This is a genomic window from Methanosarcina spelaei, from assembly GCF_002287235.1.
GTDB lineage: Archaea > Halobacteriota > Methanosarcinia > Methanosarcinales > Methanosarcinaceae > Methanosarcina > Methanosarcina spelaei.
This window is the reverse complement of record NZ_LMVP01000128.1, coordinates 1-5,800: the sequence shown is the minus strand read 5'-3', so window position 1 is coordinate 5,800 and position 5,800 is coordinate 1. Positions and strand designations below refer to the sequence as shown.

2 protein-coding genes are annotated in these 5,800 nt (G+C 33.8%); one reads left to right on the top strand and one right to left on the bottom strand.

The features are described 5' to 3' along the window. Window positions 1-2,699: 2,699 nt before the first annotated feature. Window positions 2,700-3,200 carry a DUF134 domain-containing protein gene (locus ASJ81_RS24775; protein WP_095644076.1) on the top strand — a complete coding sequence of 167 codons (501 nt, stop codon included), beginning with the start codon at window positions 2,700-2,702 and terminating at the stop codon, window positions 3,198-3,200. 368 nt (window positions 3,201-3,568) lie between these two features. Here ASJ81_RS24775 and ASJ81_RS08345 read toward each other — a convergent pair whose 3' ends face one another. Continuing rightward, a complete protein-coding gene (locus tag ASJ81_RS08345) occupies window positions 3,569-3,826 on the bottom strand; it encodes a hypothetical protein (protein ID WP_095644075.1) in 258 nt (85 codons plus the stop codon). Between the last annotated feature and the right edge of the window lie 1,974 nt (window positions 3,827-5,800).

The window sequence follows — 5,800 nt, the reverse complement described above, 5'->3', positions numbered from 1 at the left end:
CTGCCATGCTTGCAAGAGGAGTCGGGCCCATTGGTCCTAGCTCTTTTTCTTCTGCGTCTTTGGCAACCTCCTTTGCTGCTCCTACAATATTATTGATAGTGATCTGAACGGATTCCAGATCTTCTATAGAAAAACTCCCGGTAGTTAATTTACTCATTTTAGCTTTACCTCCTAAATACGTTTAAAGGCGCTTTTTCAGACGATTGTGTTTACGATATTTAGCATACCGATAACAATTATCCAATTATTGACGTCTGCTTGAAAGTTCCAGCTATTTAAATGACATTTTTAGTAGGTCGTTTTTAACTTATTATAGAATTTACACACTCACAAAACAAAATCAAGTACAGTAGAACTAAGCAGTTAAACTTGAATTTTTAGAGAGTTGGAAGTTCACTGCTTTATTTTAGACATCAAGTGAGTAGGTTCTATAATTGGAAGCGTTGTGATCTCAGAATAAAAGAGATCCTGGAGACTATCCGAAAAGTTCTATGCACGTTGTAAATTTACAATTAGACAATTAGTGTTCATAATCCGGAATCCGTTCACTTATGATCTGCCGATTGTAGAAGTTACAGTAGGTCACAGCACTTTTCAGATAAACTCTTAAATTACACATAAGCGACGTGTTATAAATAGCTTCCATTTTTGTTCGGTATAAATATAAAAATAGAAATAAGCGTTGAAATATGAACTTGTAGAGAGATAGAAGTTCACCGCTTTTATTTCAGTCGAATACCCCGCTAGCTTGCTGCGGGGATGGAAACTTCCCCGGTAACCGTTGATGACTATATTATTTATCAATTTCATTTTCGGTTGTTAACTTCTGATCAAACCAAACAGTTTGGGGTTATTACTTCCTTTAACGGAATTTTGAGCGGTGGCGCGAACATACCCCGTTGCTTGCAGCGGGGTGCGCCAGCGCAGCTTTGATTTTAGACATCAAGTGAATAAGTTCTATAATAGGAAGCGTTGTGATCTCAGATAATAAAAGAAATCCTGGAGACTATCCAAAAAGTTCTAAGCATGCTGTATAATTTACAACTGGGCAATTGGTGGTTATTGTCCGGAACCTATTCATTCGCGATCTACCGATTGTAAAAGTTATAGTAAGTCACAGCACATTTCAGATAAACGTATAAATTACACATAAGCGCGCAGTATAAATAGTTTCCATTTTTGATCGGTTAAAAAATAAATAAAAAAAGTAAGCAGTTAACTCTTTGATTATTAAAGAGTTGAGAGTCTACTGCCTTATTACGATTTTAAGTGGGCAAGTCCTTTAATGGTAAATGTTGTGATCTCAGAATAAATGAGATCTAAGAGACTATCCGAAAAGTTTGACGCATGTTGTATAATTACAACTGGACAATTAGTGTTTATTATCCGGAATCCGTTCATTTGTGATCGCTGATTGTAGAAGTTACAGTAGGTCACAGCACTTTTCAGATAATCTCTAAATTACACATAAGCGACGTAATATATATAGTTTTCATTTCTGTTCGATTTGAGAATATAAAAATAAGGATCCTTAGACTCAGTACCAAAACCTAGTGATGAATTTAAATTTCAAAACCACTAGGTTTTGTAATTAGTCATAATCCTTGTGACATAACTTAAAAATTGAAGTCTTTAGATGTCGAATATTGATTTTGATGATAACTGGACTCTTCTTGCTAACTCAGGTCTTCAATTAAAAAATACGAAAATCACTGGATTTTGGAACAGAGTCGATCCTTAGTATAAATTATATACAAACTCTTAAGAACCGTTGACCTGTGGCAGATCATGAAAAACGGCATTATGTGCTTATTTTTCATAAGGAGATAACATTAATTAATTCGAATAAGGTATAAAAAGAAAGTATATTAATTAGCAGAACTTTTATGTCAAATCAGGTGTAAAAGGTAGAAAACAATCTCAGGACTAAAAGACATATGATACGAAAATGTTAAGTAAACGTCGTAGTTAGAATCACATCTTATACAATTAGAAACTTATTGTTATTGGTTTCATATTTAAAATGCAAAATCATAAAAACAAACTCAGATCTTATCAATTTTATCAAGGGTTAAAGATTGTAACGATAGTTATATATAATACTACACATTTGCGTATTTTGACAGTCGATCGAGTTGAATGAAATATCAAAAGTCTCAACAAATTTTCGAACAGTTATTTCGATCTAGTTTTCCGATTAGGCAGTGGCGGAAAAGGAAAGAGGTTTATTGAGAATAATTTCCGTTGTCCAAAAAAAGCAGCCGGAAAACTAATGGAAGAAGTACGAAAGGATGGAGGAAGCAAACTGAGATATAGACTTCAATTTTTCGTGTTCTAAAAATTATGAAGTACTGCGATATTTCTCAAATATCTGTATTCCCCTTTCTATATTCCCCTTTCTATATTCCGCTTTCTATATTTTCCTTTATATATTTTTCTTTCGATATTCTCCTTTCTGTATTTTCCTTTCTATATTCCCCTTTCCATGCTCCCCTTTGCACCAGAAATGTTTTCCAAATTATATTTAGGAAACGATTTCGAAAGCATATTGCCATTGATTATAGTGGTTTTGTGTAGAATAGTAATTCATGTTTACTCTCAATCCCTTAACGACGATGTTAAAGATCAGTTTTTAAATGCTTTAAGTAAAATATATCGATCGATAGATATTTATTACGTATCATATTAAGTGTAATTTGATGGTCAATAAAGTTAAGCGTAGAGTATCTTGTTTTCCAAAGGCCACCTATTACAAGCCCAGAGAAATTCCTCTTTGCTGTCTGGAAATCACCAACCTATCCATAGAAGAGATTGAGGCTATTCGTCTTTGCGACCTTCTTAAGATAGAGCAGAATGAGGCTGCTGACAGGATGGGAATATCACGGAAAACTTTCTGGAGTGACCTCCAAAAGGCACGACAGAAGGTGGCTGATGCTCTTGTCAATGGAAAAGCGATCGAGATTTCCGGAGGAGAATACGTTAGTACTGGTGAATGCAAGGTCGATTATATCTGTAAAGAATGCGATCACGTGTGGGAACCAGAAGGCAAACAGAATCGGCCCACAAGCTGTCCGAACTGTGGTTCCAATCTAATTTTCCGACTTGGTGGAGATGGAAGAGGAATGAGGTTTATTGAGAATAATTATTGTTGCCCTAAGAAAAGGGAAAGCAGTAGAGACACCGGTGAAGTAAGCAAATAAAATGACAGCTAAAATGGACTTTGAAATCAACACTGATCAATGAATTATCCATAAAAATACTAAGTGGAATAGGTAAAAACAAATTGAAGCTGCCTGAATTCGTCTGCATTACTGTGGTGAAATAAGGGAATAGAGAACAGTCTACCTTTTAGGGAGGGAGAACTAAAGAAATACTTTTTAGTAAGGGACTTCCCCCCCGCTTAAGTGTTGAATTTACAGAAAATCAACCACGCTGCCTTAGATTGACAATGAATCTCTGTGCAACAGCTATTTTTATCCCGAGAACCACTGCAATTAAAAGCAAAAGACCGAGAAAGATGGTAACCACAGAATAGAATATGTACAAAATCAACATTCTTTATAATAACTTAATGTTCACTGGTTTCTTCGGGGTGTGCAGTGAAAGGGAATGCTTCAGCCCATCCAAACCCGCCAGGAATAAAGATATGGAACGTTTCCCTTCTTTCCCCTTTCTCGATTTCCAGCTTTTCATTATGACCCAGATTTGTTTCAAAACCCTCTTTAGGTTCCTCGAAATCCTTGATATCTTCAAGGTCAAGTACTCCACTGGTGCAGTACAACATTTGAACATTGTCTAAAATCCATCTCTTACTCACTGATACCATAATCCCACCACTCTACTGTTTAACTTTTAAACCGTTAAAATATTCCTTGATTTTCCAGATACCGAGCATGCATGGAGCACTTCGGTAATGATAAATCGTATCTCAGACTCTCTATTTAACGTTTAAGGATCCAAAAATATAATGAAATTCAGCTCCTGCATATACACATAGTTATCAAACTCTTTAGACAAAACTCAGACATTTAATATGGTTTGTTGCAAAAATAATCCTGCGGTTTCGCTCAATTACAAAAGAAAGTGGGTTAGCATCTGATCTATGTGTCACACGTCCTGTAGAGGAAAATCTACTAAAAATAGACAGATCTGCCTGATAAATTATTACTTTTGAATACAGAATAATTTTACAAAAATTAGGCAAGAGCTACCAGAGAGCAGGTAAGAAAATGCAGTGATCCAGGATTACTGCCGATAACCAAACTATTGGATGAGAAATTGTCAGTAAGATAGTTACTGAATAATAATTATCAATAGTTTTTTATACTTATAGTTCTATGTAAATCCGGCGGGTTGACTAATCTACTTGTTAGAAAAATAAATTTCCTCCTTTAACTTTCCTAACTAGTAATAATAAACACCACCAATAATATCCACAACTTGTCGGCCTGCCAATTCTCCTTTTTTTGGAAAAAGTTAAAAAAATATTTTCATTTAGAAAATGGCTTCGTTTTATCTGAAAACCTTGCTATTTTTCTAGTTTCAAAAGGTTGTTTATATTATACTGTAATCTTCTACCTTATTTGTTGAAAAATGAGATAACTTCAAAACAATAGGATAATTTCAAAGCATTATCTACCTAGAAGTAGAACACCAATAATAAAAATTGTAAAACAGAGTGCTATAAAATATATAATCACTTTAACTAACTTTTCCATAAGCAACCACTTCTTTAGAGTTAATTATAGTGCAATTCAAAGATACTAAAGAGTTTCTTTGATGATTCGATTTGTTGCTTTTCTAGAACTTACTTTAATACTATTTACCTTAATAACTTTGTGCTATTGACCGTTATACTAGCATATATAACAACATAAAATATTATAAACATTAGTATAAGAAATTAATCGAGTAGTACTATAAATCCTACATTCGGCAGCAAGCACACCCTAACATTTAAATATCCTTAATTGTTATTTTTTAGAGGTTAAGTTAAAAACAGAATCATGCGGGTTATATATCCAGCATGATTTGTCTTTTAGCTCATTTATTATAAATATATATTAATTATGTTATGGTTAACATTTAGTAATTTTTGATTTAAATTGAATTTCAAAAATTCTGAAAAAAACGATATCAATAGAAAAATTGAATGGATTTTTATGTCGACCTGCCAAAAGCAGGATAAATTACAAGGGCTGGATATTTTATAGATTCAATAGTAGTGGGAGAACTTTGTAACCCTATAAATAGATTGTTCCTTCTATCACAAAAGCTATGAATAAAAATAAAGCAAACTTTACGAACTTTTGTATGCACCTGATAAGGTAGCGTCATGAAACTTCTGTAAATTGTAACTGCCTCTTTACCTTTTTTCTTTATAATAAACAATTTCAGAGAATCATTTCATATTTTTTGCAACAGAATTATATATAATTATCAAGACATATCGTAAATTTATAGAAGGAAAGATATGGCCTGATTTCGAGACAAAGTAGTATGGTTATTTCGTTGTTGATCTTGAGGTTGTTTGGGATATGGAGATTGAAGATGCTCCTTCTTTGAGGTCTTTAATAACAAAAACTCTAGACGAAACGGAAAGAGCATTCAGTTAATTTCTTAATATGGGTACAATAGGACTCTTTTTGTAGAATCTACGATTGTAAAAGCTGTTTATATTCCATTCCTCTTATCAATTTCCGCTTACATTTAACCTACATTCCGCAGATGTACACAGATGTAGAATTTATTTCAGTCGAATACCCCGCTAGCTTGCTGCGGGGATGGAAAACTTCCCCGG